The organism is Pseudomonas sp. 25 R 14 (genome assembly GCF_900004755.1).
Lineage (GTDB): Bacteria > Pseudomonadota > Gammaproteobacteria > Pseudomonadales > Pseudomonadaceae > Aquipseudomonas > Aquipseudomonas brenneri.
The window spans coordinates 244159-269876 of record NZ_CVTS01000038.1 but is presented as its reverse complement, the minus strand read 5'-3'; the positions used below and the strand labels follow the sequence as shown (position 1 = coordinate 269876).

23 protein-coding genes are annotated in these 25718 nt (G+C 61.2%); 8 read left to right on the top strand and 15 right to left on the bottom strand.

Annotation, left to right across the window (positions count from 1 at the left end; all coding sequences use genetic code 11):
* The first annotated feature begins 21 nt into the window (after positions 1-21).
* The 5 genes from BFQ03_RS11075 (at position 22) to BFQ03_RS11055 (ending at position 5871) form a co-directional block, all read left to right on the top strand.
* Entirely contained in the window at positions 22-1074 is a 1053-nt protein-coding gene (locus tag BFQ03_RS11075; RefSeq protein ID WP_065943083.1) for a PDDEXK nuclease domain-containing protein, read from the top strand.
* Positions 1075-1170: 96 nt separating this feature from the next.
* Positions 1171-3171: a ribonucleoside triphosphate reductase gene (locus BFQ03_RS11070; protein ID WP_032861247.1), complete on the top strand. Its 2001-nt coding sequence runs from the start codon at positions 1171-1173 to the stop codon at positions 3169-3171.
* 133 nt (positions 3172-3304) lie between these two features.
* Complete coding sequence (gene nrdD / locus BFQ03_RS11065) at positions 3305-3460, top strand: anaerobic ribonucleoside-triphosphate reductase (RefSeq protein ID WP_038441552.1); 156 nt, start codon at positions 3305-3307, stop codon at positions 3458-3460.
* The gene (locus BFQ03_RS11060; RefSeq protein ID WP_065943082.1) at positions 3457-4152 is read left to right on the top strand and encodes an anaerobic ribonucleoside-triphosphate reductase activating protein; all 696 of its coding nucleotides are present in this window, start codon (positions 3457-3459) and stop codon (positions 4150-4152) included. Before nrdD ends, BFQ03_RS11060 begins: the two co-directional genes overlap by 4 nt.
* 99 nt (positions 4153-4251) lie before the next feature.
* Positions 4252-5871: a methyl-accepting chemotaxis protein gene (locus tag BFQ03_RS11055; protein ID WP_065943081.1), complete on the top strand. Its 1620-nt coding sequence runs from the start codon at positions 4252-4254 to the stop codon at positions 5869-5871.
* A 33-nt stretch (positions 5872-5904) separates the two neighbouring features.
* Here BFQ03_RS11055 and BFQ03_RS11050 read toward each other — a convergent pair whose 3' ends face one another.
* Genes BFQ03_RS11050 through BFQ03_RS11035 form a run of 4 tightly spaced genes read right to left on the bottom strand, consistent with a single transcriptional unit; the run spans position 5905 to position 8977 of the window.
* Positions 5905-7230 carry a 4Fe-4S binding protein gene (locus BFQ03_RS11050; RefSeq protein ID WP_050593400.1) on the bottom strand — a complete coding sequence of 442 codons (1326 nt, stop codon included), beginning with the start codon at positions 7228-7230 and terminating at the stop codon, positions 5905-5907.
* 32 nt (positions 7231-7262) lie between these two features.
* A complete protein-coding gene (locus BFQ03_RS11045) occupies positions 7263-8105 on the bottom strand; it encodes an FTR1 family iron permease (RefSeq protein WP_065943080.1) in 843 nt (280 codons plus the stop codon).
* Between the two features lie 17 nt (positions 8106-8122).
* Entirely contained in the window at positions 8123-8446 is a 324-nt protein-coding gene (locus BFQ03_RS11040) for a cupredoxin domain-containing protein (RefSeq protein WP_032861236.1), read from the bottom strand.
* Positions 8447-8977, bottom strand: a complete 531-nt coding sequence (locus tag BFQ03_RS11035; protein ID WP_032861235.1) for an iron transporter — start codon at positions 8975-8977, stop codon at positions 8447-8449.
* 176 nt (positions 8978-9153) lie between these two features.
* Between BFQ03_RS11035 and BFQ03_RS11030 the strand changes: the two genes are divergently transcribed.
* Complete coding sequence (locus tag BFQ03_RS11030) at positions 9154-9390, top strand: DUF3079 domain-containing protein (protein WP_065943079.1); 237 nt, start codon at positions 9154-9156, stop codon at positions 9388-9390.
* A gap of 202 nt (positions 9391-9592) precedes the next feature.
* Here the strand turns inward: BFQ03_RS11030 and BFQ03_RS11025 are convergent, their stop codons facing one another.
* The gene (locus tag BFQ03_RS11025) at positions 9593-10477 is read right to left on the bottom strand and encodes an alpha/beta hydrolase (protein ID WP_065943078.1); all 885 of its coding nucleotides are present in this window, start codon (positions 10475-10477) and stop codon (positions 9593-9595) included.
* 98 nt (positions 10478-10575) lie between these two features.
* Positions 10576-11733 (bottom strand): GGDEF domain-containing protein, encoded by a 1158-nt coding sequence (locus BFQ03_RS11020; RefSeq protein WP_065943077.1) that lies wholly within the window; start codon positions 11731-11733, stop codon positions 10576-10578.
* 182 nt (positions 11734-11915) lie between these two features.
* On the opposite strand from BFQ03_RS11020, the gene BFQ03_RS11015 reads away from it, so the two are divergent.
* Entirely contained in the window at positions 11916-12512 is a 597-nt protein-coding gene (locus BFQ03_RS11015; protein WP_065943076.1) for an NUDIX hydrolase, read from the top strand.
* A gap of 98 nt (positions 12513-12610) precedes the next feature.
* Positions 12611-13198, top strand: coding sequence for a LysE family translocator (locus BFQ03_RS11010; protein ID WP_032861230.1), 588 nt, complete (start codon positions 12611-12613; stop codon positions 13196-13198).
* A gap of 1 nt (position 13199) precedes the next feature.
* On the opposite strand, the gene BFQ03_RS11005 is transcribed toward BFQ03_RS11010, so the two are convergent.
* The 9 genes from BFQ03_RS11005 to BFQ03_RS10965 form a co-directional block, all read right to left on the bottom strand.
* Positions 13200-14021 (bottom strand): AraC family transcriptional regulator, encoded by an 822-nt coding sequence (locus BFQ03_RS11005; protein WP_065943075.1) that lies wholly within the window; start codon positions 14019-14021, stop codon positions 13200-13202.
* 91 nt (positions 14022-14112) lie between these two features.
* Positions 14113-16581 carry a TonB-dependent siderophore receptor gene (locus BFQ03_RS11000; protein WP_065943074.1) on the bottom strand — a complete coding sequence of 823 codons (2469 nt, stop codon included), beginning with the start codon at positions 16579-16581 and terminating at the stop codon, positions 14113-14115.
* Between the two features lie 92 nt (positions 16582-16673).
* Positions 16674-17642 (bottom strand): FecR domain-containing protein, encoded by a 969-nt coding sequence (locus tag BFQ03_RS10995; protein WP_065943073.1) that lies wholly within the window; start codon positions 17640-17642, stop codon positions 16674-16676.
* Positions 17639-18169 (bottom strand): sigma-70 family RNA polymerase sigma factor, encoded by a 531-nt coding sequence (locus tag BFQ03_RS10990; protein WP_065943072.1) that lies wholly within the window; start codon positions 18167-18169, stop codon positions 17639-17641. Before BFQ03_RS10990 ends, BFQ03_RS10995 begins: the two co-directional genes overlap by 4 nt.
* A 147-nt stretch (positions 18170-18316) precedes the next feature.
* On the bottom strand, positions 18317-19939 hold the full coding sequence (locus BFQ03_RS10985) for an ABC transporter ATP-binding protein (protein WP_065943071.1): 1623 nt from the start codon (positions 19937-19939) through the stop codon (positions 18317-18319).
* Position 19940: 1 nt separating this feature from the next.
* Complete coding sequence (locus tag BFQ03_RS10980) at positions 19941-20960, bottom strand: ABC transporter permease (RefSeq protein ID WP_032861222.1); 1020 nt, start codon at positions 20958-20960, stop codon at positions 19941-19943.
* A 1-nt stretch (position 20961) separates the two neighbouring features.
* Positions 20962-22035, bottom strand: coding sequence for a microcin C ABC transporter permease YejB (locus BFQ03_RS10975; RefSeq protein WP_032861221.1), 1074 nt, complete (start codon positions 22033-22035; stop codon positions 20962-20964).
* A 2-nt stretch (positions 22036-22037) separates the two neighbouring features.
* On the bottom strand, positions 22038-23876 hold the full coding sequence (locus BFQ03_RS10970; RefSeq protein WP_032861220.1) for an extracellular solute-binding protein: 1839 nt from the start codon (positions 23874-23876) through the stop codon (positions 22038-22040).
* A complete protein-coding gene (locus BFQ03_RS10965) occupies positions 23873-25702 on the bottom strand; it encodes an extracellular solute-binding protein (RefSeq protein ID WP_065943070.1) in 1830 nt (609 codons plus the stop codon). The genes BFQ03_RS10970 and BFQ03_RS10965 overlap by 4 nt, the downstream gene beginning before the upstream one ends.
* Positions 25703-25718: the final 16 nt, after the last annotated feature.

Genomic DNA, 25718 nt, shown 5'->3' with positions numbered 1-25718 from the left:
AATATCGACAAGGAACCCGGAATGAATCGATCCGCTGACGGCTTCACTACACCCCCTGAGGGATATGGCGACTGGTTGAAGGAGCTGAAAAACCGCATCCACTCTGCCCAGCAACGTGCATCTCTGGCGGTAAACCGTGAGCTTGTGCTGCTGTACTGGCAGATTGGCCAGGACATCTTGACCCGACAGGCGCAACAGGGGTGGGGAGCAAAAGTCATTGAGCGTCTGGCGCGGGATTTGCGTTCAGCTTTTCCTGATATGAAAGGTTTTTCGCCGCGTAACCTCAAGTACATGCGCGCATTTGCTGAGGCTTGGCCGGAACCTGAGTTTGTGCAAGCGGTGCTTGCACAATTGCCTTGGTATCACCAAATAGCACTGCTCGATAAACTGCCCGGCCCCGAAACCCGCTGCTGGTACGCCGCCCAAGCCATTGAACACAACTGGTCACGCAACATTCTGGTCATGCAAATCGAGACCCGTTTGCTGGAGCGCAGTGGCAATGCTGTCAGCAACTTTGAAATCCTGCTGCCCAAACCCCAGTCGGACTTGGCCCGCGAGTCGCTGAAAGATCCCTATCGTTTCGATTTTCTGGGGCTGACCCTGGACGCGCAGGAGCGTGAGATCGAAGGCGCATTGATCAGGCATGTCACCGACTTTCTGCTGGAGTTGGGGGCAGGCTTTGCTTTTGTCGGCAAGCAGGTCCTGCTCGATGTGGGCGGCGAGGAGTTCTTCATTGACCTGCTGTTTTATCACCTGAATCTGCGCTGTTACGTCGCTATTGAACTCAAGGCCGGCAAGTTCAAGCCAGAGCATCTGGGGCAGTTGGGTTTTTACCTCGCAGCAGTGGACGCCCAACTCAAGCACCCACAAGACAGCCCCACCATTGGTTTGCTGCTGTGCAAAAGCAAAAACAAGATAGTGGCTGAATATGCCTTGCGTGACAGCGCTCGACCCATCGGGGTTGCGGAGTACCAGCTGGTCGGCTCCCTCCCGACAGAACTTCAAACCAGCTTACCCAGCATCGAACAGATTGAACGTGAACTGGCCTGTGACGATACCTCTGCGCAAACTTGACCCTGGTCAATTGCAACCTACCTTTCACTGCGTACCATCACTGCATCTTGTGTCTATATGAACTATTAAATCTATATGTAGTGTTTTGGAGCCCCCATGCAGATCACCTCAAGCCCGCTGGTCAGTACCCGTCTACACAAGCGCGATGGCACTCTCGTAGCCTTTGACGCCGAGAAAATCCGCCAGGCGATGATCGCCGCGGGTAACGCCACCGGCGAGTATCAGGACGCCGAGGTCGATCTGTTGTTAGGGGCGGTGCTCGCCAGGTTGCGCGGGATCACCCGGTTGGATGTGGAGCAGATCCAGGACAGTGTCGAGCGGGTGCTGATGGACGCCGGGTACTTTTTGGCGATGCGTGCCTATATCGTCTACCGCGAGCAACACGGGCGCCTGCGCCGTGATCGCAAGACCCTGGTGGAAGTCGCCACCTCGATGAACGAGTACCTCGACCGTGAAGACTGGCGCGTGCAGGCCAATGCCAACCAGGGTTATTCCCTGGGCGGGCTGGTACTCAACGTGTCGGGCAAGGTCACCGCCAATTACTGGCTGGACGAGGTCTACAGCCAGGAGATCGGCCAGGCCCACCGCGAGGCGGATTTGCATATCCATGACCTGGACATGCTCGCGGGCTATTGCGCCGGCTGGTCCCTGCGCACGTTGCTGCACGAAGGGCTCAATGGCGTTCCCGGCCGCGTCGAAGCCGGGCCGCCCAAGCACCTGGGCAGTGCCCTGGGGCAGATGGTCAATTTCCTTGGCACCCTGCAGAACGAGTGGGCCGGTGCCCAGGCTTTCAGTTCGTTCGACACCTACCTGGCGCCCTTTGTGCGCAAGGACCAACTGTCGTTTCCCGAGATTCGCCAGGCGGTGCAGGAGTTCATCTACAACCTCAACGTGCCATCGCGCTGGGGCACGCAAACGCCGTTTACCAACCTGACGTTCGACTGGGTTTGCCCCGAAGACCTGCGCGAGCAGATCCCGATTATCGGCGGCGAAGAGATGCCGTTTGCCTACGGCGACCTGCAAGCAGAAATGGAGCTGATCAACCGTGCCTATATCGAAGTGATGCAGGCGGGTGACGCCAAGGGGCGGGTGTTTACCTTCCCGATCCCCACCTACAACATTACCCATGACTTCCCGTGGGACAGCGAAAACGCCGACCGCCTGTTCGAGATGACCGCGCGCTACGGCCTGCCGTACTTCCAGAACTTCCTCAACTCCGATATGCAGCCCAATCAGGTGCGCTCGATGTGCTGCCGCTTGCAGTTGGACGTGCGCGAATTGCTCAAGCGTGGCGGCGGGTTGTTCGGTTCGGCAGAGCAGACCGGCTCATTGGGCGTGGTGACCATCAACTGCGCGCGCCTGGGGTATCTGTTCAAGGGCGATACCAGTGGCCTGTTGCAACGCCTGGACCACCTGATGGAGTTGGCGATGGAAAGCCTGGAGGTCAAGCGCAAAGTCATCCAGCACCATATGGATGCCGGTTTGTACCCCTACACCAAGCGCTACCTGGGCACCTTGCGCAATCATTTCTCCACCATCGGCCTGAACGGCATGCACGAGATGCTGCGCAATTTCACCGCCGACGAGGAGGGTACCCATACCGCCCGTGGGCGCGAGTTTGCGTTGCAGGTGCTGGATCATGTGCGCGCTACGTTGCTGCGGTTCCAGGAAGAAACCGGGCATTTGTACAACCTGGAAGCCACGCCGGCTGAAGGCACCACCTACCGGTTCGCCAAGGAAGACCTCAAGCGTTTCCCCACGATCCTCCAGGCCGGCAGCCTTGACGCGCCGTATTACACCAACTCCTCGCAACTGCCGGTGGGCTTCACCGAAGACCCATTCGAAGCCCTGGAGCTGCAAGACGAACTGCAATGCAAATACACCGGCGGCACGGTGCTGCATTTGTATATGGCCGAGCAGATTTCCTCGGCCCAGGCCTGCAAGCAATTGGTGCGCAAGGCCCTGGGACGCTTCCGCCTGCCGTACCTGACGGTGACACCGACGTTCTCCATCTGCCCGGTGCACGGCTACCTGGCGGGCGAACATGAATTCTGTCCCAAGTGCGACGAGATCCTGGCCCTTAACGCCACCCTGTAGGAGCGAGCTTGCTCGCGAAAAACATCAACGATAACGCGGGCATCCAGATTTAGCGCGGCGCCCTCTGGTTCTTCGCGAACAAGTTCGCTCCTACCTAGGAGCCAACCGTTTTCAAACCCCAAGGAGATTCACCATGCAAACCTCCCAGCCACAACGTCAACGCTGTGAAGTCTGGACCCGTGTCATGGGTTACCACCGACCGGTTTCGGCCTTTAACCCCGGCAAACAATCGGAGCACCGTGAGCGCGCGCACTTTACCGAAAGTGCCGCTGCGGCCGGGCGCCAATGAGTCGAGCGCTACGGGTCGGGGGCCTGGTGCCCCTGACCACCCTCGACTACCCCGGCATGCTCGCCTGCGTGCTGTTTTGCCAGGGCTGTGCCTGGCGTTGTCGGTACTGCCATAACCCGGACCTGATTCCCCCACGCGGCAGCGATGAGGTGGATTGGCGCCGGGTTTTGCTGTTTCTGCAACGGCGCCAGGACCTGCTGGACGCCGTGGTGTTCAGCGGTGGCGAACCCACTTTGCAGGAAGGCTTGTCTGGCGCTATGGATGAAGTGCGCCAGATGGGTTTTCGCATCGGCCTGCACAGCGCCGGTATCAAGCCTGCAGCGTTCGCCCATGCCCTGGAGCATGCCGACTGGGTTGGTTTCGACGTCAAGGCCCTGGCCGAAGATTGCCAATTGATCACCCAGGTCAAGGGCAGCGGCACCGCCAATTGGCGCAGCCTCGACCTGCTGCTGCACAGCGGCGTGGACTACGAGTGCCGCACCACCGTGCATTGGCACCTGATCGACCCGCAACGCCTGTTGCTGCTGGCCCAGCGTTTGCACGAACGAGGTGTCAAGCGCTTCGCCGTGCAGTTGGTACGCACGGCACGCATGCTCGATGAGCAACTGCCGAGTGTTTCGGCACAGGCCTTGCTGCCTGAACTATGGGAGAAAATGCGGGCACTGTTCCCGGCATTTGTTTTACGGGGTTGATCCCTTCGCGGAGCCCTTTCAAGCGTGGCGATTGAACTCCCACCGGATTATCAAAGATGTTGCCCCTTGTGGGCAGGTATTCATCAGGGAGCTTATGACATGACTCGATTAACCACTGCCCGCCGTATCGCGATCGGCTTTGCTATCGCACCTTTGGCCCTGGCCGGCATGGCGTTCTACGCCTTGCACGACCTGGGCACCCTCAAGGAACAGTCGGAGCTGATCGTGCAGCAGGACTGGCCGAAAATTGCCCCGATCATGGTGATTGCCACAGGTGTGCGCGACAACGGCCGCAACACCCGTGACTTGCTGATCGACCAGGACAACCAGGCGACCCAGCAGGCCATCAGCACCACCCGCCAACGCATCACCGACGCCTTTACTCAGTTGGAGCCATTGTTCGATACGGCCACCGGCCAGGCGGCCTTTGCCGACCTGAAGAAGCACCGCGAAGCCTATGTCAGCGCCTTCACCCAGGTGCAGGCGCTGATCCGCCAGGGCGCCCATGCGCAAGGCGTGGCACAGCTCAAGCAGAACGTGCAACCGGCCGAGCAGGCGGTGTTCAAGAGCCTGGAGGCGATGATGGCCTTGCAGGGGCAGATTTTTGCCGAGCGCGAGCACGCGGCGCAAACCCTGTATCGCGAAGCGCGGCGCAATATGCTCGGGTTGTTCCTGCTGTGCGTGGCCCTGGTGGTAACGGCTGCGGTCATTGTCACCCGCAGCGTCACCCGGCCCCTGGGCGGTGAGCCCGATGAGGCCGCGCGGGTGTTGAGCCAGATTGCCCAGGGCGACCTGACCACCGTGGTGCCAACTGCGGGCAGCGCCGACGGCAGCGTGATGCAGAACATGCAGCAAATGCAGCACAACCTTAACGAAATGGTGCGCCAGATCGCCACGTCGGTGGACCGGGTGGCCAGTTCTTCCGAGGAGTTGAGTGCCGTCAGTAGCCAGACCAGCAGCAGCCTGCAGTTGCAAGGCATGGAAATCGAGCAGGCCGCCACGGCCGTCAACGAGATGACGGCGGCCGTGGATGAGGTGGCGCGTAATGCGGTGAGCACCAGTGAAGCTTCACGTTTGTCTGCACAGACGGCCCAATTGGGGCGTGATCAGGTGCAGGAAACAGTCGCCTCGATCAACACCCTGGCAGACGGCGTCAGTGGCACTTCGGTACGGATCCAACAACTGGCCGGGCGCGTGCAGGACATCAGCGGCGTGCTGGAAGTGATCCGCAGCATCGCCGACCAGACCAACCTGCTGGCGCTCAACGCTGCCATCGAAGCGGCCCGGGCCGGGGATGCCGGCCGTGGGTTTGCGGTGGTGGCTGATGAAGTGCGGGCCCTGGCCCATCGTACTCAGGCCTCGACCCAGGAGATCGAGCAGATGATTGGCAATATCCGCCTGGACACCGAGCAGGCTGTGACTGCGATGCAGGACAGCAGCGACCTGGTGCGCACCACCTTGAGCGTGGCGCAGCGTTCGGGCGAGGCACTGGAAGCGATTACCCAGTCGATCTCGCAGATCAACGAGCGCAACCTGATGATTGCCAGCGCCACCGAAGAGCAGGCATTGGTGGCGCGGGAGGTGGATCGCAACCTGGTGGGGATTCGCAATCTGTCGGAGCAGGTGTTGCTGGGGGCCCGGCATACCGATACGGCGGGGCATGAACTGGCGCAGATGGCTGGGGAGTTGCACCTGACGGTTGCCAGGTTCCGCGTCTAACCTCAATACCTGTAGGCGCCGGCTTGCCGGCTCCTACAGGTTCCAGCCCCAGAATTGTAGCCACCAGCCATATCCCACCCATCCATTACCCAGCAGCAGGCAAGTCCAGGCAGCGCAACGTTGGGCCAGTGGTGTGTCGGCCAGCTGTTTCCACGCCAGCCACAAACACCAGCCAACAGCCCCGACCAGCAATATGCCGCGCGCCGGTTGTACCCATTCCAGCAACAATCCCTCATAGCGCAACAACTTCACCGTGGTTGCCGACAACCCCAGGAACAGTCCTGCACCGCCAAGGGGCGTAAAGGTCAAGGCCAGGGCCCAATAGCGTGCACGCTCACCGCTCAACCTGGCTGCCAGGCGCACCAGCCCCATCAAGGTTCCGCCGAGCAGCAGGCTGCTGGCGCCCAGATACGCAACGATGCAAAAACCATCCAGCCAACTGAAGCTGTCGTTGGCCTGGGGATAGTGGGTCAACAGCCACCAGGGCGCGCTGTCCTGCAACGGCCACAGCCAATCGTATTCCACCAGCCACTGCGCGAGATACTGTTTGAACGTGATAAACCACGGGCTGACGGTCCACTGGAAGGCGCCCATCGCCAGGCCGATCACACCAAACAGCAACAAGCGTGCATCCCACACCAAAGCGGGCTTGCGCGGGGCCTGGAGGATTTCGCTATTGCATGAACGGGCAATCAATTGCACCGCGCCGCGTTGCCCACTGCAGCGTCCGCAGGCGTGGCAATCGCTGGCGCCTTGCAGGCGGCGAATGTCCAGCAGTGGCGCGCAGTTGGGCAACGGCAGGCGCGGGCCATCGTTGGCTTTCCAGCGTTGTTCGTTGACCTGGAAATGCACCGGCGCCAGGCGTGCGAGCAGGGCGAAGACGCCGCTGACCGGGCACAGGTAACGGCACCAGACCCGTTTGCCGCGCACAAACAGCAGCCCTACCAGCACTGCGGCGACGGTCGAGCCGCCGAGGATCAGCAGGGCGGCCTGGGCGTAGTCGTACACACTGATCAACTGGCCGTAGAGGGTGGTCAGGCAGAAGCCCACGGTGGGCCAGCCGCTCCAGCGGATCCAGTTCGGAATACCCAGCCCGCGACCATGCCGGCTGGCCCATTCGCTCAAGGAGCCTTCGGGGCAGAGCACGCCGCACCACACGCGGCCGAATAACACGATCGACAGCACCACGAACGGCCACCACAGGCCCCAGAACAGGAACTGTGCCAGCAGCGTCAGGTTGTCCAGCAGGCGCGCCTGGCTGTCGGGCAGCGGCAGCCAGGCGGGCACTACCAGTAATCCTGCGTAGAACAACACCACGGCCCATTGCACGCCACGAATCAGCCGCGCATGGCGGCGCATGCCATCCCCCAGGCGTTGCAGCCAGGGGCTGTTCACAGCGACGCTCGCTGGACGCGATACAGCCCTCGGCCCACCAGCAGCCAATAGCCGGCCAGTACCAGCAGGGTCACCGTGCTGGGCGTCGCGCGGTACCCGGCGAAGCCCGCGAGTACTGCGCCCAGGCCGTGGCTGTCACTGAGCAGGGCGCTGCTGTCCCACCAGGCTTCGCCCACCAGGGTGTAGACCCAGTCGGGCATGTCCATGGCCAACAGTTGCCCGCCGATGCGTTCCATGGCGGCGACCAGCAAGGCGGCGGCCAACAGCAGTAACAGCACCTCACTGAGGGCGAAAAAACGTGACCAGGAAATCAACCGTCGCGTGCTGCGCAGCAGCATCACGGTCAGGCCGGCCAACACCAGGCCCAGCGCGCCGCCAATGGCGAACAGGCCCAGCGCCGGGCCGTGCAGATGGGCACCGGCGCCGTACAGAAAGACCACGGTCTCGCTGCCTTCGCGGCTGACCGCCAACAGCGCCAGCAACAGCAGGCCCAATCCGCCCTGGCGTGCCGCACGCTGGTCGGCGTCGCGCAGCAGGGTTTGGCGCAGGCCCGGCCCGTGGCGGTGCATCCAGAACACCATCTGCACCATCAGCAGGCTTGCCACCAGGGTCATGCCGGCCTGGAACCATTCCCCGGCGGGGCCGCTCATGGCCTCGCCGGCCCACAGCATCAAACCGGCCAACGCGGCAGAGCACAGCAGGCCCAGAACCACGCCGGCCCATAGGAAGCGACCCAGGCGCGAGCCCTCGGACTGCTGGCTGATCCAGGCCTGGAGGATGCCGATCACCAGCAACGCCTCGACGCTTTCGCGCCAGACGATAAACATCGATTGATTCATCAAATGCTCCCGGGCCGTTATTCGGCGAGGATGCTGCCCTCGGGCAACTGTGAGTTGAATTCGTCGAAAAACGGATAGGCACCCGGCTTGAGCGGGTGGATCACGACAAAGGTGGTCACCCCAGGCGACAACACTTTTTCCACGCGCAGTGGCGTGCTCTCGAATTCGGCCGGGCCCTGGCCGATATTTTTCAGCACGATCTTGAAGCGCTGGCCGGCCGGCACCTTGAGTTGCGCCGGGTTGAAGTGGCCGTCCTGCAGGGTCAGTTCATAGGTGGGCAAGGGCGCTGCCAGGGCCGCGCCACACACCAGCAGGGCACAGAGGGCTAGGGGGCGGTGCATTCAGTAGCCGCCTTTCTTGCCAATCCCTGCATAGACGAATTCGTAGTGCACTTCACAGCGTTCGAACCAGGGTGCGACTCCGGTTTCCTTGTCGGTATGCCGGCCCAGTGAGCCGTGACCGCTGGGTGGCATCACGGTAAAAGTCAGTTGGTATTTGCCGGGGCCCAGCAGCTTGACGTTGTCGCCGTAGTGCGGGCCGTCGTTGGCCACCATGGCATGGAACTCACCGATGATCGGGCTGGCACCGCCTTGCTTTTGCAAGCGGAACGATACGTTGAGGTAGGGCACGAAACTGCCTTCCTGAAAGCCCTGCTGGTTGTCGGCTGTAGCGCGGATATCCGCCTCCAGATGCACATCCGAATCGGCAGTGGCGCGCATCATGCCGGGCGGCGCCATCTCGATCGGTTGCAGATAGACCGCACCCACTTCCAGGCCGGGACACATTTGTGGCTCGCCGATGGGATATTCCTTGGCGACGGCGGCGCCAGTCGATAACAGCAGGGCCAGTGACAGCATGAAGGGGATACGCATGGGTGCTTCCTGACAGGGGAAATGAGAACCCGAGTCTAGAAAGCTTCGCTGTAAATAATAATGATTCCTGTCAAGTTTCCAGGGATATAGACATAACCAATCTTGACGTTGGTCAAGGCTGTGGGCGGACAGCGGCCGTAGGATCAAATCACTGCCCACCGCTGTGGAGCCTGCTCATGGCCAAGCCGTTCCCGCTCAACCCCAAACACCCCGAGCGTATCTGCTGGGGCTGTGACCGTTACTGCGCGAGCACGGCACTGGCCTGCGGCAACGGTGCCGGCCGCACCATGCACCCGGCCGAAATGATCGGTGAGGATTGGTACCTGCATGGCGATTGGGGCATTGAATTGCCGATTGCCACGGATAAGCTGCCCGAGGCGATTGCCGAGGAAAAGGTCGGCGCCAACCGATGAACCTTCAATGTAAAAAAATCGTTTAAATGCAAAAAGAGTTGTCCACGAAAACCGTGGGTATCTCTGTGGATAACCTTGCGTGAGCCCGGCAGGTATGGCGATTCAACCCGCGGTCAATATTTGATCAAGATCGTCTGCAAGCCTTTTGGCGTGCGGCGTGCGCTTGACACGCGGCGTTGAAGTCGGTGCCGGATCCGGCGTTCTACAGCAATCCCTCCAGTGCCTGGCGATAGTTGCGACCGCCCAGGCTCAGGCTGTTGTTGTGGCTGGCCCCAGGCACCAACAGCAAGTGCTTGGGCTCTTGGGCGGCGTCAAACAATTGCTGGCTGAAACGCGGTGGCACATAACGGTCGTCGAGGCCGTGCACCACCAGCAACGGCATGTGGATGTCGGCGATCTTGTCGATGGAGTCAAACTTCTGCGACAACACCCAACGCACCGGCAATGAGGTGTTGGCCATTGCCGTGGCAACATCGGCCAGGGAGGTGAAGGTGGACTCGATTACCAGCCCACGCACGGGGGGTGGCAACTGTTTGGCCGCCGCCCGCTGGCCCAATTCTGCTGCCAGGTCGATGGCCACTGCGCCGCCCAGGGAGTGCCCGTAGATCAGGCGTTTGGCCGGGACCGGTTGCAGGATCTGGAAGCGCTCCCAGGCAACGCGCGCGTCTTCATAGACACTGGTTTCGGACGGCAAGTCGCCCCGGCTCTGGCCGAAGCCGCGATAGTCGATAGCCAGTACCGAGTAGCCCTGGGCATGCAGTTGTTCGATGCGAAACAGCTGGCCGGTGAGGTTCCAGCGTACGCCGTGCAGGTAAAGAATCGCCGGTGCATCTTTTTTCGCGGCGGGCCACCACCAGCCATGGAGGCTCTGCCCGGACTTGAAACTGGCGGGCTTGAGTTCGAACTCCTGCACATCCTTGGGCAGGCCGCGATACCAACTGGCGGTACCGGGCTCGATGCGAAACACCAGTTCGCGCTCCTTGTGTTGCAGGACACCGCAGCCCACGGGCAGACCCAGGACCAGTACGGCCATGCACAGTAACGCAAACCAATGCAGGCGCAGGCGTGTGAAAAAACGTTCGGACATGGAGGTTCCAGGGCAGGAGCGAAGCAGGTTTTTTAGCAGATGCCTTGCCCATGAAGGGAATATTAAGACCGCCGTGATCGGTGATTGCTTGCAAAGTGTTACAGCGCTGCGCAAATCGCCGTCTGCACGCGGTTGCGTCCCTGGTCCTTGGCGCGATACAGCGCCTGGTCAGCCTGGGACAGCAGGCGCGACAGGTCGTGGCAGGTCGGTGTGGTCGTGACGATGCCAATGCTCACGCTCAAGAACCCCGGCGCCAGCAAATCGAGGCTGGCAAACCCTTGGCGAATGCGCTCGGCGACCTGGATGGCGCCTTGCTCATCGGTGCCCTGCAGCAGGCAGGCAAACTCTTCGCCGCCGATGCGTGCAAACAGATCGTGCTTGCGCAACAGCGTCGCCGTCAGTTGGCTGAAGGCAATCAGGGCCTGGTCGCCCATGGGATGGCCGAAGCTGTCGTTGAGGCGCTTGAAGTAATCAAGGTCACACAACAGCAGAGCGGTGGTTTGCCCGCGCTGCCTGCTGTCGGCCAACAATTGTTCGCCATGGAGCATGAACGCCCGGCGATTGCCGATGCCCGTCAATACATCGCTGAAGGCCGCGGCCTTGAACTTGAGTTCGGCCCGCTCCTTGACCATCGCCAGGGTGACGTAGGCGATACCAATGGCATACAGCATGGACTCGAACAGCATGAACGAGAAAAACGGCACGCTTTCGCCCATCAGTGCATTTTCATTCTTGATCGGCATGCCGGGATCGATCACTGCGCGCACACAGTAAAATGTCGTATGAAATACCATCAGGCCCATGGCTGGCAGATAGGCCACTTCCAGGTGCTGGCGATGGCGCCACAGCTCCAGCGCCGACAACACCCCATAACCCGCTGCCAGGAGCGAGTACAGGGACACGCGGCTGGACATCGAGCCATAAAACTGCGGGATCAGGCACATCAACAGCCACAGGGCCGGGCCTGCGAGAATGCCCGGCAAGTACGGCTTGCCCTGGACAAATACGCGCATGGCGGTCCAGTTCATCGCGGCGCTCAACAGCAGCACCACGTTGCCGAGGATCAGTGCGACAAAATCCATGCCTATACCGCGTACCACAATCAACGCGGTGCCCAGGGAGGCGAGCAACAGCATCACCCCCAGATAGCCCAGGGTTGGCTCACGCACACGGCGCCAGGCGTGGACGGTGAGCAGTCCCATCAGGCAAAAAACGAATACCGCGACCATCAATAGCGTCGGTATGTGCAGCATCATGTCCTTGACCCCGCAAGATGCACTGTCGAGTAACCCCGTCAGACACACGCTTGTGCGGTCATCAGGTGCAGAAAGGGCGCAATTGTAGCTGGATAACGTGCAGCAATGCTGGCCCATGGACAGCTTGACGCTGGCAGGACGTCACCGACATGCTGCGCCCCTTGCGATCAAAAGGATCTTCCATGGACAACAGCCCTGTACGCATCACCTCTGAAGAGCTGCTCTCGGACAACTGGTACCTGCTGAAAAAATACAGCTTCGACCTGCGCCGCCGGGACGGTAGCTGGCAAGCCCAGACCCGTGAGGTGTATGACCGCGGCAACGGTGCGACCATCCTGTTGTACAACACCTTGCAGCGCACGGTCTTGCTGATTCGCCAGTTCCGCATGCCGACCTTCGTCAATGGCCATGACGGCTACCTGATCGAAACCGCTGCCGGGCTGCTGGACAACGCCAGCCCCGAGGAGCGTATCCGCCTGGAAGCCGAGGAAGAGACCGGCTACCGCATCGGCCATGTCGAAAAAGTCTACTCGGCATTCATGAGCCCGGGTTCGGTGACCGAGCGCATTCATTTCTTTATCGGTGAGTATCAGCCCGGCGACCGCGTGGGCGAGGGCGGTGGCCTGGAGGATGAAGGTGAAGATATCCAGGTACTGGAACTGGGCTTCGACGAGGCCATCGCCATGGTCACGCGCGGTGAGATTGTCGATGGCAAGACCATCATGCTCCTGCAATACCTGGAACTGCGGTTGCTCAAGGTAGCCATGACGGTTTTGTAGGTGCCGGCGCGGCAAGGGGCATTTTCTTCAATACGCACTGCCTGCAGGAACGTAGCGTACAGGCCTCGTCCACCTGTCATTACAAAAAGGGAAGTGCAATGAGTTTGATCATGTCCATGGCTGCCTTCGCCCTGGCGACCTCCATCACACCCGGCCCGGTCAATGTGGTTGCCCTTGGTTCCGGGGCGCGTTTCGGCTTTGCCGCCAGCCAGAAACACGTGGCTGGCGCGGCGCTGGGGTTTACCTTGCTGCTGGTGCTGATCGGCCTGGGGCTGCATGAGGTGCTGGTGCGCTGGCCGATATTGACCCAGGGCATCCAGTGGGGCGGGGTCGTATTCCTGTTGTACATGGCCTACAAACTGACGATGGATGACGGCCGGTTGGATGCGCAAGACGCGGCTGTTGCGCCATCCATGCTCTATGGCGCGATCATGCAATGGCTCAACCCCAAGGCCTGGCTGGCGTGTGTGGCCGGTATGGGGCTGTTTGCGGCTGACGGCGACGCCGTACGCGTCTGGCAACTGGCAGCGGTGTACCTGGTGATTTGCTACCTGTCGGTGGCGTGCTGGTCGTATGTGGGTACGTTCTTTCGTCGTTACCTGAGCAATGCCCGGGGCATGCGCCTGTTCAACCGGGCGATGGCGCTGCTGCTGGTGATCAGCGTGGCGTACCTGTTGCTGGCCTGATTCAGCCGCGATATTGCCCCGGCGTGGCTGCCAGGTGTTGCTTGAAGGTGCGCTGGAAATGCGCCTGGTCGGCAAAACCTGCGGCCAGTGCCACATCGGCAATCAACTGGCCGCTGCGCAGTTGGTTGCGGGCGAACTGGATCCGCTGGTTGACCAGGAATGCATGGGGCGTCATCCGGTAATACTGCTTGAACGCACGGATCAGGTACGACGGCGACAATTGCACGGCCTGGCAGATATCTTCCAGTTTCAGTGCCTCGGTGCAATGCGCGCGGATGTACTCGGCGGCGCGCTCCAGCTTGTGATTGACCTCCCGTTCGACTGTGGCCGCAGGGTTCAGGCGCAATTGCACCTCACTGAAAAAACTCACCACGGCGCTGTGTTTGTGCAGGTGCTCGGCGTGTTCGTCGGTCAGCACGCAATACAGTTCGAGCAGCCCGGCAAACAGCAACGGGTCATCGGTATGGGTGGTGGTGAAGCGGCGAAAGTCCAGCTCGTGGGCAAACCCCAGTTGGTGTTGCAGGTCGGTCAGCCATGCCGTTTCGATGTAGAGCATGTGATACGACCAGGGCTGGTCGTTGATGGGGTTGCAGGCGTGCACATCGCCGGGGTTCATCAGCACCACGGTGCCGGTGTGGATGTGGAACGTGTCTGCACCATGGATATACAGGCTTTGCCCGGCAGTGATCGCGCCAATCGAGAAATGATCGTGAGCATGCCGGGTGTAGCAGACCTTGCGCCCATCATCGATGGTGCGCGCCTCGATAAACGGCAAGCTGGCATCACGCCAGAAGCGGGGGGCGGCCAGGTCGGGCAGCGACATGATGCAATCTCCGGGGACCTTGTAGGGCCCCGATGATTGCACATAAATACGCCGTCGACCTTATGTGGTGTATCCAAGTACGCCCCTGGAGTTAGAAGTCCCAGCGCGTGGCCAGTTGCAGGCTGCGCGGCTCGCCGTAGAAGCCGGTGCCGAAGTTGCCCAGGCCCGTGTAGTACTTTTTGTCGAAGGCGTTCTTCACGTTCAACGTGGTGCTCAAGTGTTCGTTGAAGCGATAGCGCGCCATCAGGTCCACCAGGTAGTAGCTGTCCTGGGTGATGCGTGAGTATTGGCCGAAGTTGACCGTGTCATTCGGGTTGGGCTGGAACACATTGCCGAAGAACTCGCTCTGCCAGTTGACCCCGGCACCGATCGTCACCTTGTCCAGCGCACCGGGCAGGCGGTAGGAGTTGAACAGGCGCACCACCTGCTGTGGCGTGGTGGTTTGCAGGACTGAACTGTAGACATAGTCGTCATTGGCATCGCGGGTGTGCTGGTAGGTATAGCCGGCCGAGACATTCCAGCCGTCGAGTACTTCGCCGGCCAGTTCCACTTCAAAGCCCTTGGTCGTGGCACCGGCAATCGGGCGGTAGATCGAGTCGCTTTCAAAGCCCGAGACGTATTGCGCGACATTGTCCTGTTCAATACGGAAGGCGGCAAAGCTGGCATTCAGGCGGCCGTCGAAAAAGGCGGCCTTGAGCCCGGCTTCGTAAGTGTCGCCTTCAATCGCGTCAAGCAACTTGCGGTCGGCGTCCTTGGTGTTCTGCGGCCGGTAGATCTTGGTGTAGCTGCTGTACACCGACCAGATATCGTTGAGGTCGTAGACCACTCCGGCATAGGGCGTCACCACGCCGGTCTGTTTGTAACTGGTGCGCGCGTCGGTGGCGGTCGGATCGTAGAAATCAGTGGTGTCGTTATTGCTGAAATTGCTCACGCGGGTGCCGAGGATCACCGACAGGTCATCGGTAGGTTTCAGGCGGGTCGCCAGGTAGGCGCCGGTCTGGCGTTGCACAATATCGTTCTGGCCGCTGCGTGGGATATCCGGCTTGGGGTACTCGCCACGCCAGTCATAGATGCTGCCACCCACTGGTGGGTAGATCGAACCGTAGACCGGCACGTCCTGTTTCGAGCGGGTCGCCATAAAGCCCATGATCAACTCATGCTCGCGGCCAAACAGGCTGAACGGGCCGTTGAGGTTGACGTCGAGGGTGTTCTGTACCTGATCGCCCTTGTACTTGCCCATGAACATGTACATGCCTTCGCCGGTTGCCTGGTCCGGGTTGCCGCCGCTGGCGGAGGCGAGCAGGGTGTCGTGCTGGCTGCGCTTGCGGTCCAGGCTGACTTTCAGCGACCAGTCGTTGGCCAGCTTTTGCTGGACCGAGGCGAAGATCGTCTGGTTCTGGAAGTCGCGGCGGCTCCAGTCGGCGGCCGGGTTGAACGAGCGCGAGAAGTTCGTGCGATTGCCGTTGCTGAAGTACATCGGGAACCCGGTCCAGCTGGCGCCACGGGAGCGGGTATCCTGCTGGTCGATGCCGAAGGTCAGCAGGGTGTCGGGGGTGAGGTCGGCTTCGAGGATGCCGTAGGCAATGTCCTTGGTGTGCTGGTAGTGATCGAGGTAGGACGAGCGGTCCTGGTACACGCCGACAAAGCGCCCGCGCACATTACCCGACTCGGTCAGCGGCCCGGAGATATCACCTTCGGTGCGGTAGTTGTCCCAGGAGCCCACGGTGCCGGTAACCGAGGTTTTGAATTCCTTGGTGGGCTTTTTGCGGATCAGGTTGACCGTGGCCGAGGGGTCGCCGGAACCGCTCATCAGGCCCGATGAGCCCTTGATGATTTCCAGGTGGTCGTACACCGCCATGTCGGTGCTGGTGGTGCCGTAGTCATACACGCCGTCATAGGTGGAGTTGACGCCGTCGTACTGGAAATTGGTGATCGGCAGGCCACGGCTGGAGAACTCCCAACGCTCGCTGTCGTAGTTCTGCACACTGACGCCGGGGGCACGACGCAGGGTGTCGGCGATGCTGTTGGAGCCCTGGTCATCCATTTGCTGGCGGGTGATCACGGTAACCGACTGTGGCGTCTCGCGGATCGACAGTGGCAGCCCCGTGGCCGAGGCCATCGAGCCGGTGGTGTAGGAGTGGCTGTCTTCGGTAGTGGCGCCCAGGGCCACGCCGGAAATGGTGGTGGCACCCAGTTCCAGTTCGCCGGTATTGAGCGGGGCCAGCTCCAGCACATAGCCATTGTTGCCCTGGGGCTGGGCCTGCAAGCCGCTGCCTTGCAACAGGCGCTGCAAGCCGGCGGCCGGGGTGTAGCTGCCGCTCAGGCCCGGGCTGGTCTTGCCTGCTGCCAGGCTGTTGTGGCCGGCGATGAAAATGCCCGACTGCTCGGCAAAACGGTTCAGCACACTGACCAGCGATCCTGCGCCAATGCTGTAGCTGCGGGTGGTTTCCTGGACCGCGGGCGTTTCGACCGCCTGCACAGTGAGCGGGCTCATGCAGAGCAGGGTAGCGGTGATGGCCAGCGCCAGGGGGCGCACAGTGAAAGCAGCAGGTTGCGGCATGGAAGGTTCCCTACGGATTCGGCAAAGATGAAAGCGTCTGCTGGGTTAACCGAACGAACGTTGAAAAGGGGAACTGGCGGGATGAAAAAAATTTACAGGGCAGTATTTTTCGGGCCAACGCTGATCCACCACGGCATGACTCGGTCTACCTTGATGGGTAGCGCCGCTTCCAGCAGCCGCAACGCATGCTCGCTGTCCTTGAGCGGGAATGAACCCATTACGGGTAAGTGGGCCACCGCCGGGTCACAACCCAAATGGCCTGGGCGGTAGCGGTTCAGTTCGCCAATCAATTGGCCCAGGGGTAGGTTGTCGGCCAGCAGCACCCCGCGGCTCCAGGCTTCACGGCTGGCGGAGGCTTGCGCGGTGTTGTGGATGGCTGCGCGATTGAACACGGCTTGTTGTCCCGCCTCCACAATGCGTACTTGCTGGCTTTGGGCGGTGCGCACTTCGACCCGTCCATCAAATACGTTGAGTGTGGTGCTGCCATCACCCTGCAGCACACTGAAGCGGGTGCCGAGGGCACGCATCCGTCCGTGTTCGGTATCGACCAGGAACGGTCGGCTGAGGTCCTTGGCGGTATCGATCAGCACTTCGCCAAAGCGCAGGTGCAGCAGGCGCTGGTGCGCGTCGAAGCGCACGTCCATGGCGCTCAGGGCGTTTAGCCAGATATGCGTGCCGTCGTCGAGCAATGCATCGCGGATTTCACCGCTGGCCGTGGCGTAGTCGGCACTCCAGCCGGCCACCACACGGGGCAGGACGGTGCTGCGCCAGGTGCCCCAGGCCAGGGCTGAACCGGCACCCAACACCATCAGCGTCTTGAGGGTTTGCCTGCGCGTGCTGCGCAGGGCCCGTCCGGCGCTGACGGGTTCATCGCTCAGGGGAGCAAAGCGTTGGCTGACGCGTTCGACGTACCGCCAGGCGGCCTGATGCTCGGGGCTCTGCCCGAGCCATGTTTGCCAATGTTGCTGCGCCTGGCTGCCGCCTTGCGGGTCCTGGAGGCGCACATACCATTGGGCTGCCTGTTGCAGGCTGGCATGGCTGAGTTTTGCGCTGGGGTTCATTCCACCAGCAATCCGTCGAGTTCGGCTTCGAGCACCGCGCAGTGCAACAGCGCCTGGGCCATGTATTTTTTCACCATGCGCTCACAGACCCCTAGTTGCATGGCGATCTGCTTGTAGGTCATGCCATGCAGTTGCGCCAGCAGAAACGTCTCGCGAACCTTGTGCGGCAGCCGCGCGAGCATGGCGTCGACCTCGTACAGGGTTTCGACGATGATCGCCCGCTGCTCCAGCGATGGCTGCACCGCTTGTGGGCGATCGGCGAGGCTTTGCAGCCAGGCCTGCTCCAGTTGGCGACGGCGCCAGTGGTCAATGCACAGGCCGCGGGCGATGGTCGCCAGGTATGAACGCTCGCGCACCGGGTCGGCCTGGTTGGGCGGGCGTTTCAGCACGCGGATGAAGGTGTCCTGCGCCAGGTCGGCGGCATCCCAGCGGTTGCTCAGACGTCGGCGCAACAGGCCGAGCAGCCAGGAATGGTGGCTACCGTAGAGCTGACTGAACGAAGTGGGGGAGGTCGACACAATATCCATCCGGCGCTGATGCCATGACGTGAATAGGAATTGGTCGCGATTAAAGCAAAGGCCTGTGGGCAGCGCAAATGATATTGGTTTGCTTTTGCGAAAGGTGGCGATCACCCGGCTGGTGAAGATCGAATGTAGGAGCTGGCAAGCCAGCTCCTACAGGGATTGGTGGTGGATGTTTGTGGGCACCAGGAACGCGGCCTCCAGCAACTGCCGGGTATAGGCATGCTGCGGATCGGCGAAGATGGCTTTGGCATCGCCCTGTTCCACTACCTGGCCCTGCTTGACCACCATCAATTGGTGGCTCAGTGCCTTGACCACCGCCAGGTCATGGCTGATGAACAAGTAGGTCAGGTTGTACTTGGCCTGCAGGTTACGCAACAGCTCCACTACCTGGCGCTGTACCGTACGGTCCAGGGCCGAGGTTGGTTCATCCAGCAGGATCAAGCGTGGCTTGAGCACCAGCGCGCGGGCGATAGCAATGCGCTGGCGCTGGCCGCCGGAGAACTCATGGGGGTAGCGGTGGCGGGTCTGCGGATCCAGCCCGACTTCCTTGAGCGCTGCGATAATCGCCTCTTCCTGCTCGGCTGCCGTGCCGATCTTGTGAATGCGCAAGCCTTCGCCAACGATCTCGCTGACGCACATGCGTGGGCTCAGGCTGCCAAATGGGTCCTGGAACACCACCTGCATTTCCCGGCGCAATGGCCGCACCTGTTGTTGGGTCAGTTGGTCCAGTTGCTGGCCTTCAAAACGGATCCCGCCCTTGCTGCCGATCAAGCGCAGGATCGCCAGGCCGAGGGTGGATTTGCCGGAGCCACTTTCGCCGACGATGCCCAGGGTCTGCCCCTGGGGCAGGCTGAAGTGGATACCGTCCACCGCCTTGACGTAATCGACGGTGCTGCGCAAAAAGCCTTTCTTGATCGGGAACCAGACCTTCAGGTCGTCGACTTCCAGCAGCGGTGGGCCGATGGCGTTGGTGGCCGGTCCACCGCTGGGCTCGGCGGCCAGCAGTTCCTGGGTATAGGGGTGCTGGGGGGCGCGGAACAGTTCCTCGCAGGAGGCCTGTTCGACAATGCAACCGCGCTGCATCACACACACACGGTGGGCAATGCGCCGTACCAGGTTCAAGTCATGACTGATCAGCAGCAACGCCATGCCCAGGCGCGCCTGCAGTTCCTTGAGCAGTTCGAGGATCTTCAACTGCACGGTGACGTCCAGGGCCGTGGTCGGCTCATCGGCGATCAGCAGCTCCGGCTCGTTGGCCAGGGCCATGGCGATCATCACCCGCTGGCGCTGGCCGCCGGACAGTTCATGGGGCAGGGCCTTGAGACGTTTGTGCGGCTCGGGAATGCCCACCAGCTCCAGCAGTTCCAGGGTGCGCAGGGTCGCGGCCTTGCCGGTCAGGCCCTTGTGCAGGCCCAGCACTTCGTTGATCTGCTTTTCGATGGAGTGCAGCGGGTTCAGCGAGGTCATCGGTTCCTGGAAGATCATCGCAATGCGGTTGCCACGGATCTGGCGCAAGGGTTTTTCTTTCATGGTCAGCAGATCTTGCCCGGCATACCCGATCGTGCCGGACGGATGCCGCGCCAGGGGGTAGGGCAGCAGGCGCAGGATCGAGTGGGCAGTCACCGATTTGCCGGAGCCGCTTTCGCCGACCAGGGCCAGGGTTTCCCCACGGCGAATATCGAAGCTGATGTTTTCCACCACGCGCTGATGCTGCTGGCCGGTGACGAACTCGACACTGAGGTCGCGGACTTCGATCAGATTGTCCTGATTCATCTCATTTCCTCGGGTCGAAGGCATCGCGAGCGGACTCGCCGATAAACACCAGCAAACTCAACATGATCGCCAGTACCGCGAACGCGCTGATGCCCAGCCACGGCGCCTGTAGGTTGGATTTGCCCTGGGCCACCAGTTCGCCCAGGGACGGCGAGCCGGCGGGCAGGCCGAAGCCGAGGAAGTCCAGGGCGGTCAGGGTGCCGATGGCGCCGGTCAAGATGAAGGGCATGAAGGTCATGGTCGAGACCATGGCGTTGGGCAGGATATGGCGGAACATGATCGCACCGTTCTGCATGCCCAGCGCCCGCGCCGCACGCACATATTCCAGGTTGCGCCCGCGTAGGAATTCGGCGCGCACCACGTCCACCAGGCTCATCCACGAAAACAGCAGCATGATCCCCAGCAGCCACCAGAAGTTGGGCTGCACGAAGCTGGCGAGGATGATCAGCAGGTACAGCACCGGCAAGCCCGACCAGATTTCCAGGAAGCGCTGGCCGGCCAGGTCGACCCAGCCGCCATAGAAGCCCTGCAAGGCGCCGGCCGCCACACCGATGATCGAGCTTAATACGGTGAGGGTCAGGGCAAACAGCACCGAGACCCGAAAGCCATAGATCACCCGCGCCAGCACATCGCGGCCCTGGTCATCGGTGCCCAGCAGGTTATCGGCCGAAGGCGGTGCCGGTGCCGGGACTTTCAGGTCGTAGTTGATGCTCTGGTAGCTGTAGGGGATCGGCGCCCAGAGCGTCCAGGCATCCTTGGCCTTGAGCAGTTCGCGGATGTACGGGCTTTTGTAGTTGGCTTCCAGGGGGAACTCACCGCCGAAGGCGGTTTCCGGGTAACGCTTGAGTGCCGGGAAGTACCAGTCGCCGTCGTAATGCACCGCCAGCGGCTTGTCATTGGCGATCAACTCGGCGCCCAGGCTCAGGCCAAACAGGATCAGGAACAGCCACAGCGACCACCAGCCGCGCTTGTTGGCCTTGAAACGTTCGAAACGGCGGCGATTGAGGGGGGATAGATTCATCTCAATGCTCCCGGCTTTCGAAGTCGATGCGTGGGTCGACCAGGGTGTAGGTCAAATCACCAATCAGTTTCACCACCAACCCCAGCAGGGTGAAGATAAACAGGGTGCCGAACACCACCGGGTAATCGCGGTTGATCGCGGCTTCAAAGCTCATCAGGCCCAGGCCGTCGAGGGAGAAAATCACTTCCACCAGCAGCGAGCCGGTAAAGAAGATCCCGATAAACGCCGAAGGGAAGCCTGCGATGACCAACAACATGGCATTGCGGAATACGTGGCCGTAGAGCACGCGGTGATTGGTCAGGCCCTTGGCCTTGGCGGTGATCACGTACTGTTTGTTGATTTCATCGAGAAAGCTGTTCTTGGTCAGTAACGTCATGGTGGCGAAGTTACCGATCACCAGGGCCGTGACCGGCAGTGCCAGGTGCCAGAAGTAGTCGAGGATCTTGCCGCCCCAGCTCAGTTCGTCAAAGTTGTTGGATGTCAGCCCGCGCAGGGGAAACCAGTCGAAATAACTGCCGCCGGCAAACACCACGATCAACAGGATGGCAAACAGGAACGCCGGGATCGCATAGCCGACGATGATCGCCGAACTGGTCCACACATCAAAGTGGCTGCCATGTCGGGTGGCCTTGGCGATCCCCAGGGGGATCGAGACCAGGTACATGATCAGGGTGCTCCATAACCCGAGGGAAATGGACACCGGCATCTTCTCCTTGATCAGGTCGATGACCTTGGCATCACGAAAGAAGCTGTCGCCAAAGTCCAGCCGGGCGTAGTTCTTGACCATGATCCACAAGCGTTCCGGCGCCGACTTGTCGAAGCCGTACATCTTCTCGATTTCCTTGATCAGCGTCGGGTCCAGGCCCTGGGCACCACGGTAGCTGGAGCCGGCCACCGAGACTTCGGCGCCGCCACCGGCGATGCGGCTGGTGGCACCTTCAAAGCCTTCGAGCTTGGCGATCATTTGCTCCACCGGGCCGCCGGGCGCGGCCTGGATGATGACAAAGTTGATCAGCAAGATGCCGAACAGCGTCGGAATGATCAGCAGCAACCTGCGAAAAATATAAGCCAGCATGGTCAGTCGCCTCCGCTCGCCGGGTCGGCGCTGGTGTCTGTGGGCGGCGTCATTGCCGGCGGCGTGTGGGGTTTGATCCACCAGGTATTGATGCCCACGTCATAGCGCGGTGGGACTTTGGGGTGGCCAAGGTGATTCCAGTAGGCCACGCGGTAGGTCTTGATATGCCAGTTGGGGATCACGTAGTAGCCAAACTGCAGTACCCGGTCCAGGGCCTTGGCGTGGGCCACCAGGCTGTTGCGTGAGTCGGCGTTGATCAACTGTTCCACCAATTCGTCGATGGCCGGATCCCTGAGGCCGATGTAGTTGCGGCTGCCGGGGTTGTCGGCACTGCTCGTTTGCCAGAATTCACGCTGTTCGTTACCCGGTGAGGAGGACTGCGGGAAACTGCCGACCATCATGTCGAAATCCCGCGAGCGTACGCGATTGACGTACTGCGAGACGTCGACCCGGCGGATCACCAACTCGATACCCAGGTCTGCCAGGTTGCGCTTGAAGGGCAGCAGGATGCGCTCGAAGTCGGTCTGGAACAGCATGAATTCGATGCTCACCGGTTTGCCGTTGGTGTCGACCATCTTGTCGTCGACGATGCGCCAGCCGGCTTCCTGCAACAGTTGGTAGGCTTCGCGCTGCTGGGTGCGGATCATGCCGCTGGCATCGGTTTTGGGCGGTGCGAAGGCTTCGGTGAACGCTTGCGGCGGGATTCGGCCGCGCAGCGGTTCGAGAATCGCCAGTTCGGCGGGGCCGGGCAGGCCGGTGGCAGCCATGTCCGAGTTTTCGAAGTAGCTACGGGTGCGGGTGTAGGCGCCGTTGAACAGTTGCTTGTTGCTCCATTCAAAGTCCAGCAGCAGGCTGATGGCCTTGCGCACCCGCACATCCTGGAACATCGGCTTGCGGATATTGAACACAAAACCCTGCATCCCGGTGGGATTGCCGTTGGGCAGTTCTTCCTTGATCAACCGCCCCTCGGCGACGGCCGGGACGTTGTAGGCATTGGCCCAGTTCTTGGCCGTGGTTTCCTGCCAGTAGTCGAACTGCCCGGCCTTGAGGGCTTCCAGGGCCACGGTGTTGTCGCGATAGTAATCGCTGATGCGGTAATCGAAGTTGTACAGGCCCTTGTTGATCGGCAGGTCCTTGGCCCAGTAATCCTTGACCCGCTCGTAGCGGATCGAACGCCCCGGCTTGACCTCGGCCACCTTGTACGGACCGCTGCCCAGGGGAATCTCCAGGCTGCTTTTGGCAAAGTCGCGCCCGGCCCACCAATGCTTGGGCAGTACGGGCAACTGGCCGAGGATCAGCGGCAGCTCACGGTTGCTGGTGTGTTTGAACTTGAACAGCACCCGCAGCGGGTCTTCGGCCACCACTTCGGCGACGTCAGCGTAGTAGGTGCGGTAGATGGGGCTGCCTTGCTTGATCAGGGTTTCAAAGGTGAACACCACGTCTTCGGCGTGTACCGGATGGCCATCGTGGAAGCGCGCTTCGGGCCGCAGGTAAAAGCGTACCCAGCTGTTATCGGGGGCTTTTTCGATCTTGCCGGCGATCAGGCCGTACTCGGTGATGGGCTCGTCCAGGCCTTGCTGGGCCAGGGTGTCGAAGACCAGGCCAATATTGTCGGCGGGCACGCCTTTGCTGATAAACGGGTTGAGGCTGTCGAAGCTACCCATGGCCGACTCGCGAAAAGTGCCGCCCTTGGGCGCGTCGGGATTGACGTAGTCGACATGCTTGAAATTGGCCGGGTACTTGGGCGGCTCGTCATACAGGGTCAAGGCATGTTGAGGGGCAGCAACAGCCTGGGTGCACAACAACAGGCCACTGATAATCGCAGTACGCAAAGCCATCATTGGGGTTTCTCCGAAGCTTTCAGCCACCACGCGCTCAGGCCCAGGCTATAGGGCGGCGTGGTGACGAAGGCGAACCGGTTACGGTACGCCAGGCGATGATAGTTGAGATACCAATTGGGAATACTGTAGTGCTGCCACAGCAGGACCCGGTCCAGGGCCCGGCCGGCGGCGACTTGCTGGTCGCGGGTCTGCGCGGCGAGCAATTGTTCCAGCAGGTGGTCGACCACCGGGTTGGCGATGCCCGCGTAATTCTTGCTGCCCTTGATCCCGGCCTGGCTGGAGTGGAAGTACTGCCACTGTTCAAGGCCGGGGCTGAGAGTCTGGTTGAGGGTCATCAGGATCATGTCGAAGTCGAACTGGTCGAGGCGCTGCTTGTACTGCGCACGATCCACAGTGCGTAAGCGCGCATCGATGCCGATGCTGCGCAGGTTTTCGACATAAGGTTGCAGAATCCGCTCCAGGTTCGGATTGACCAGCAGGATCTCGAAACGCAGCGGCTGCCCGTCGCTATTGAGCAGGCGCTGACCGGAAAGTTTCCAGCCGCCTTCTGCCAACAAGCCGAGGGCGCGGCGCAAGGTCTCCCTGGGGATGCCTCGGCCATCGGTCTGCGGCAGGCTGAAGGCCTGGGTAAACAGATTGGCCGGCAGTTGATCGCGATAGGGCGAGAGCATCAGCCATTCATGGCCCACCGGCAGGCCGCTGGCCGAGAACTCGCTGTTGGGGTAGTAGCTCAAGGTGCGTTTATAGGCGCCGCTGAACAGGGTGCGGTTGGTCCACTCGAAATCGAACATCAGCCCCAGTGCTTCACGCACCTTGGCCTGGCTGAACGTGGCGCGGCGGCTGTTCATGAACAGGCCCTGGCTCTGGGTCGGGATCTGGTGGGCGATCTGCGCCTTGATCACCTCGCCACGGTTGACTGCCGGGAAGTTGTAGCCATTGGCCCAGTTCTTGGCTTGGTGCTCGATATAGATATCGAATTCGCCAGCCTTGAACGCTTCGAAGGCCACGTCGCTGTCGCGGTAGAACTCCACCTCGACCTTGTCGTAGTTGTAGAACCCGCGATTGACCGGCAGGTCCTTGCCCCAATAATCCTTGACCCGTTCGAACACCAGTTGCCGGCCTGGCTGGACCTGGCTGATCCGATACGGCCCGCTGCCCAGTGGCGGTTCGAAGGTGGTGGCCTTGAAGTCGCGGTTCTTCCAGTAATGCTGGGGCAGCACCGGCAACTCGCCCAGGCGCAGGATCAACAGTGGGTTGCCGGCGCGCTTGAACACGAAGCGGATGCGGTGGGGGGTGAGTACGTCCACCCGGGCCACTTCCTGCAAATTGGTGCGGTATTGCGGATGGCCTTCGGTCAGCAATGTGCGATAGGAAAACGCTACATCGTCGGCGGTGATGGGCTTGCCGTCATGGAAGCGCGCTTGCGGGCGCAGGTTGAACACCACCCAACTGCGATCCTCGCTGTATTCCACCGATTGGGCTATCAGGCCATAACTGGACGTGGGCTCGTCGCCGGAAGGGGCGTACTGCCCGGTGCCGACCATCAACGGCTCGTTGAGCTCATTGACTCCGTATTGCAGGAAGTTGGCGGTGGAGACCGGGCTTGAGCCCTTGAATGTGTAGGGATTGATGGTGTCAAACGTGCCAAAGGCCATGACCCGCAAGGTGCCGCCCTTGGGCGCTGCGGGGTTTACCCAATCGAAGTGGGTGAATTTGGCCGGGTACTTGAGCGTACCGAACTGCGCATAACCGTGGTTCTCGGTAATGGTCGCGTTCGCACTAAAGCTCAAGGCCAGACTTATTAGTAGAAGGAGGGGACGCTTCAAGTCAGAGATCCGATCC

Bases quoted from the DNA above. Each gene is read 5' to 3' on its own strand.
- BFQ03_RS11075 (WP_065943083.1), top strand. From the start codon at position 22: ATGAATCGATCCGCTGACGGCTTCACTACACCCCCTGAGGGATATGGC.
- BFQ03_RS11070 (WP_032861247.1), top strand. From the start codon at position 1,171: ATGCAGATCACCTCAAGCCCGCTGGTCAGTACCCGTCTACACAAGCGC.
- nrdD (WP_038441552.1), top strand. From the start codon at position 3,305: ATGCAAACCTCCCAGCCACAACGTCAACGCTGTGAAGTCTGGACCCGT.
- BFQ03_RS11060 (WP_065943082.1), top strand. From the start codon at position 3,457: ATGAGTCGAGCGCTACGGGTCGGGGGCCTGGTGCCCCTGACCACCCTC.
- BFQ03_RS11055 (WP_065943081.1), top strand. From the start codon at position 4,252: ATGACTCGATTAACCACTGCCCGCCGTATCGCGATCGGCTTTGCTATC.
- BFQ03_RS11050 (WP_050593400.1), bottom strand. From the start codon at position 7,230: ATGCGCCGCCATGCGCGGCTGATTCGTGGCGTGCAATGGGCCGTGGTG.
- BFQ03_RS11045 (WP_065943080.1), bottom strand. From the start codon at position 8,105: ATGAATCAATCGATGTTTATCGTCTGGCGCGAAAGCGTCGAGGCGTTG.
- BFQ03_RS11040 (WP_032861236.1), bottom strand. From the start codon at position 8,446: ATGCACCGCCCCCTAGCCCTCTGTGCCCTGCTGGTGTGTGGCGCGGCC.
- BFQ03_RS11035 (WP_032861235.1), bottom strand. From the start codon at position 8,977: ATGCGTATCCCCTTCATGCTGTCACTGGCCCTGCTGTTATCGACTGGC.
- BFQ03_RS11030 (WP_065943079.1), top strand. From the start codon at position 9,154: ATGGCCAAGCCGTTCCCGCTCAACCCCAAACACCCCGAGCGTATCTGC.
- BFQ03_RS11025 (WP_065943078.1), bottom strand. From the start codon at position 10,477: ATGTCCGAACGTTTTTTCACACGCCTGCGCCTGCATTGGTTTGCGTTA.
- BFQ03_RS11020 (WP_065943077.1), bottom strand. From the start codon at position 11,733: ATGATGCTGCACATACCGACGCTATTGATGGTCGCGGTATTCGTTTTT.
- BFQ03_RS11015 (WP_065943076.1), top strand. From the start codon at position 11,916: ATGGACAACAGCCCTGTACGCATCACCTCTGAAGAGCTGCTCTCGGAC.
- BFQ03_RS11010 (WP_032861230.1), top strand. From the start codon at position 12,611: ATGAGTTTGATCATGTCCATGGCTGCCTTCGCCCTGGCGACCTCCATC.
- BFQ03_RS11005 (WP_065943075.1), bottom strand. From the start codon at position 14,021: ATGTCGCTGCCCGACCTGGCCGCCCCCCGCTTCTGGCGTGATGCCAGC.
- BFQ03_RS11000 (WP_065943074.1), bottom strand. From the start codon at position 16,581: ATGCCGCAACCTGCTGCTTTCACTGTGCGCCCCCTGGCGCTGGCCATC.
- BFQ03_RS10995 (WP_065943073.1), bottom strand. From the start codon at position 17,642: ATGAACCCCAGCGCAAAACTCAGCCATGCCAGCCTGCAACAGGCAGCC.
- BFQ03_RS10990 (WP_065943072.1), bottom strand. From the start codon at position 18,169: ATGGATATTGTGTCGACCTCCCCCACTTCGTTCAGTCAGCTCTACGGT.
- BFQ03_RS10985 (WP_065943071.1), bottom strand. From the start codon at position 19,939: ATGAATCAGGACAATCTGATCGAAGTCCGCGACCTCAGTGTCGAGTTC.
- BFQ03_RS10980 (WP_032861222.1), bottom strand. From the start codon at position 20,960: ATGAATCTATCCCCCCTCAATCGCCGCCGTTTCGAACGTTTCAAGGCC.
- BFQ03_RS10975 (WP_032861221.1), bottom strand. From the start codon at position 22,035: ATGCTGGCTTATATTTTTCGCAGGTTGCTGCTGATCATTCCGACGCTG.
- BFQ03_RS10970 (WP_032861220.1), bottom strand. From the start codon at position 23,876: ATGATGGCTTTGCGTACTGCGATTATCAGTGGCCTGTTGTTGTGCACC.